Below are 4,318 nucleotides of genomic sequence, written 5' to 3' on the forward strand. Positions count from 1 at the left end.
CGCCAGCTCCTCAGCCGAAGCCTGGGCCTTCTTCCTCGCCACAGCATCAAGTGTCGTCATCACGGCACCTTCCCGCTGAACATCGTTCAGCGCGTCAGGCCGCAAACACCGTTAGATCCACAGTCCCTAGTAATCGCCGAAAATCCAACGAAGTTCTCGTAGTGGCTGGTCCAGGCGCTTGGCCTGGACGGTGATTCGGCCGTGGTCGGAGTGGGCGGTAACGAACGTTTTTGTCCCAAACCGCCCGCTCGGCGGAGCCGGTGCGTCCGCCCAGGTCGGCGAGTGCTCGATGTGGTGTGATTCGCGGCGGTAGATGGCGGTGTCCTCGCATCGTCAGGTGGCGCCGATGACGAGGGTGCTGCGGGCGGTTTCGACGACGTCGGCGGTGATGGTGTGGAGTTCGTTGATTTTCATGATGCGGTGGATTTGGGCGAACAGTCGTTGCAGGAGGCGGAAGTTGCCGCTGGTGATGCGGGCGACGGTGGCGACGGCTTGGGCGTCGGTGAAGTCGTCGGGGTCCAGGTGCAGGCCGAGTTTGTGCCAGTGCCGGGTCAGGACGAAGGTGAGTTCTTCACCGGTCAGCGGCCGGTAGTGGTGGGCGAAGCCGACGCGGCTGTAGAGCTGCGGGTAGCGGGAGAAGGTTTTCTCGATGCCGGGCATTCCGATGAACAGCAGCCCGTGGTCGCCGCGGTCGTACTGGTCGCGGAGGTGTTCGATGACGGTGGCGGACAGGCGTTCGGATTCGTCGATGACGACCAGTTCGACGTAGTCGACGGTCTGGTGTTCGCGGCGGGTGGGGCAGACGTGCTGGTCGATGCAGATGTTGACCCGGTTGTGTAGCAGCTTGAGGTCGTCGCGGACTTGCCGCAGCGGCGCGGCCACGGTGGGGGTGTAGAACACGGTGCGCGAGCGGGCCAGTGCGGCGTAGACGTCTTTGTCGGATTCTTCGCGCGGGCCCCAGGTGCTCAGCAGGTGGTCGGCCTTGTCCCAGCGGGCGTAGCGGGATGCCGATAGTGTTTTCCCGATTCCTGCTGCGCCGTAGCAGATGCCGATGGTTCGGTCGCGTTTGACGGTGTCGGCGAACTCGATGAACCGGCGGTGTTCCTTGGTGGCGATGAACGGCCAGTTCCGCGGCGGCGGCATGATCACTCCTCGAAGTAGGTGCGCAGCCGCGGCCCGGGCGGCGGTGACGCCGGCACCGGCGGGGCGGGTGCGGGGAGGTAGTCGGTGACGGCGGTGATGCGTTCGTTGATCTGCTCGCGGATCCGGCGGCGGTAGGCCCGGCGGGCGGCTTGGATGTCTTTGAGGCCGATGGTGTCACCGCTGTGGTCCGGGCTGACGGCAGTGCACAGGAACCGATTGCGGTGGAAGACGCGGATGGCGGTGATGTCGCGCGGGTCGTAGCGGATGGTGACGGTTTCGCGGACGTAGGCGGCCAAGGTCGGGTGCAGGTAGCGCAGGCCCTGGAAGTGGATGCCGTCGCGGTGCACGACGCGCGGCGTCGCGGCGGTTACCAGCAGCAGGTCGAGCTGTTCGAGGGTGTCGGGCATGCGTGGCAGCCAGCCGTCAGCGACCCACGCCGCGTGTGGTGAGACACCGATCTCGGAGTGGGTGCGCTGGTGGTAGGTGGCGGTGACGAACCTGCCGATCGCCTCGTCGAGCTGGCGCAGCGACAGTGCCGGCGCAGTGACCGGCTTGCCACCGACGAGGTGGCCGGGCAGCTCGGTGAGTAGTTCGGTGTTGATACTGCCGAAGAATCGCTCGATTTTGCCGCGGCCTTGGGGTCGCGCGACGGTGGAGTGCACGATCTGGAACTTCAGATCAGCGGCGACCTGGGCGAGGTGTTGGCTGGTGAAGTCGCTGCCGTGGTCGACGTAAAGGATCTCGGGGATCCCGCACATCGGCCAGCCCGGGCCGGGTTTGGTCCAGATCGCCTGCCGCAGCGCCAGCGAGGTGTTCAGCGCCGACGGCGCGCCCAGGTCGACGGTGTAGCCGGGCACCGCGCGGGAGCAGTCGTCGAGGACCACGGTCAACCAGGGCCGCCGGTTGCGGCCGGCCTCCACCACAAGGATGTCGAGCTGGGTGTGGTCGGCCTGCCACATCTGGTTCGGGCGCTCGGCGCGGCGGCGGTACACCAGCTCGTAGGTGTCACGGAAGGCCGCGGCGCCGTCGTGGGCGAGGGTGAGCATGGCGGGGTCGAGGTCGGTGACGATCGCGCGAACGGTGGTATAGGACGCCGGATCCCATCCCTGCTCGGTGGCGGCGCGAGCGGCGCGGCGGGTGATCGCCGCCAGCGACGGGCGCGGGCAGCGCAACGCCATTGCCTCGATCAGCCGCACCAGCTCCGGGTGCGTACGTCGGCCGGACGACCGGCGGCGGGTCGGAGCGAGTCCGGCCAGGCCCGCGCTGCGGTAACGGCGCAGCCATCGTTGCGCGGTCCGCAGCGGCGTGCCCGATGCAGCCGCAGCGCGGGTGAGGGGGACGTCGTCTTCCAGATACGGCCGCAGCACCTCGAGCCGATTCATCGCCTGCCGCCGGTCGGCCTCGCTCAATTCGGTCAGTCCGCCGCCCGTCATGGCTCACCCCGATTCCGCACTGCCCGGCTCGGCCGCTGGTCACATTGTCGCGCCCGCCGCAGACAAGTGGCGGTAGATCGTGGGGCGGGTGACACCGAATTCGGCGGCGATCTGCGCGACGGTGTAGCGGCGTTTGCCGGTCTCGTCGAGCTCGTCGTACATTGCCCGGGCCAGCTGCACCTGCCGTGGCCCGAGTTTGGGTTTCTGGCCGCCGGTGCGGCCGCGAGCGCGGGCGGCGGCAAGGCCGTCGCGGGTGCGCTCGGACATCAAGGCGTGCTCGAATTCGGCGATGGCGCCCAGGATCTGGAAGAACATCCGCCCGACCGCGGTGGAGGTGTCGATGCCCTGGTCGAGGACCACCAGGTCCACACCGCGGTCCTGCAGCGTCTTCGACAGTTCGATCAAGTGCTCAAGAGAACGGCCGAGCCGATCCAGCTTGGTGACCACCAGTTGATCGCCTTCCCGGTTGGCCACCAGCAACGCCTTGTCGAGCTCAGGACGGGAGGCGAGCTTGCCGGAAACCTTGTCGAGGAAGATCTGCTCACACCCGGCAGCGGTGAGCGCGTCGTGCTGGGCCTCGGGATGCTGATCGCGGGTGGAGACCCGCCCGTAGCCGATTCTCATGCCCCGGAACGTATCGGTAACCCCCGACAGGTTGACATTGCCGCGTACACAGCAACCTTTACAGATCCGGCCTGCGGAAACCAACTGCCGCCGAGAGTGTCTCGCGAACGATCGTATCCGGACACTGTTGCCGGTTGCACAAGCCGTCACATCTGCTCACCCCATGACGCGAAGATCCCAAAATGCCGAGAAGCGGATGCCGGTAGGTCACCCGCAGCCCCGGATCGTTGCGGTGTGCAGTCAGGGAAGGCGCGCATACATGTACATGTCGCGGGGTTCGCCAGCGATCTTCTGCCATCTGCGAAGCAAGCCTTCACGCTGGTATCCGGCCGACTCCGCGGCACGCCATGATCCCTCGTTCCATGGCTCGACATACAGCTCGAGCCGCGACACTTCCTCGAGAGTCGCGGCCCACGAGCTGAGCAGGCGCAGAGCCCGACCTGCGTAACCACAGCGCCGAGAACCGGGGCCAACCCAGTACCCGACCGATGCTCTGCCGTGACGGATATCTCTCCGCCAGAGCCCGATCTGCCCTACCGCGGTATCAGTGTCGAGATTCGAGACGGCGAACGACCAGCCTTCCCCAGTCGCTGCCCGTTGGTGCTGGCGCCGGATGAATGCCCGCCCATCGTCCTGGCCTCCATGCGCAACCACCGTCGTAATTAACGGAATCAACGGATCCTGCCCTGCATCGACGATCAAGCTCACGTCTGCGGTCACAAAGGGCCGCAGACGAATCCCCTTGCCCTCCATTACCGGCACCACCAGCGCTGTCACGATCCCTACCCCACACCCGAGAGCCGCAGGCGCGCAACCCGATTCCATGGCGACAAAGCCACACCGAACCACACTCACTGAGCATCAGGTACGCGGTCAGCGCCTGGAGGTGACACGGCCGCAAATACCGAGCGTTCGGTGTGGTGACAGCTGCCACCGGCACGCGGCAAAGCAGGTCGACACGGAACCACCACACGGCACGCTCATCATCGGTGGGACTGTGGATCTAACGGTGTTTGCGGCCTGACGCGCTGAACGATGTTCAGCGGGAAGGTGCCGTGATGACGACACTTGATGCTGTGGCGAGGAAGAAGGCCCAGGCTTCGGCTGAGGAGCTGGCG

General features: G+C 66.4%; 4 protein-coding genes. All 4 read right to left on the minus strand.

Annotation, left to right across the window (positions count from 1 at the left end):
• Positions 1-333: 333 nt before the first annotated feature.
• The 4 genes from IU450_RS39090 to IU450_RS39105 all read right to left on the minus strand — a co-directional run bounded on the left by IU450_RS39090 (position 334) and on the right by IU450_RS39105 (position 3,977).
• A complete protein-coding gene (locus IU450_RS39090) occupies positions 334-1,143 on the minus strand; it encodes an AAA family ATPase (RefSeq protein ID WP_195154750.1) in 810 nt (269 codons plus the stop codon).
• A gap of 2 nt (positions 1,144-1,145) precedes the next feature.
• A complete protein-coding gene (locus IU450_RS39095) occupies positions 1,146-2,576 on the minus strand; it encodes a Mu transposase C-terminal domain-containing protein (protein ID WP_228835752.1) in 1,431 nt (476 codons plus the stop codon).
• Between the two features lie 39 nt (positions 2,577-2,615).
• Entirely contained in the window at positions 2,616-3,200 is a 585-nt protein-coding gene (locus tag IU450_RS39100) for a recombinase family protein (RefSeq protein WP_195154751.1), read from the minus strand.
• Between the two features lie 240 nt (positions 3,201-3,440).
• Positions 3,441-3,977: a GNAT family protein gene (locus tag IU450_RS39105; protein WP_324197984.1), complete on the minus strand. Its 537-nt coding sequence runs from the start codon at positions 3,975-3,977 to the stop codon at positions 3,441-3,443.
• Positions 3,978-4,318: the final 341 nt, after the last annotated feature.

The sequence above is a fragment of the Nocardia abscessus genome (assembly GCF_015477775.1).
In the GTDB taxonomy this organism is placed as follows: Bacteria; Actinomycetota; Actinomycetes; order Mycobacteriales; family Mycobacteriaceae; genus Nocardia; species Nocardia abscessus_A.

Bases quoted from the DNA above. Each gene is read 5' to 3' on its own strand.
- IU450_RS39095 (WP_228835752.1), bottom strand. From the start codon at position 2,576: ATGACGGGCGGCGGACTGACCGAATTGAGCGAGGCCGACCGGCGGCAG.
- IU450_RS39100 (WP_195154751.1), bottom strand. From the start codon at position 3,200: ATGAGAATCGGCTACGGGCGGGTCTCCACCCGCGATCAGCATCCCGAG.
- IU450_RS39090 (WP_195154750.1), bottom strand. From the start codon at position 1,143: ATGCCGCCGCCGCGGAACTGGCCGTTCATCGCCACCAAGGAACACCGC.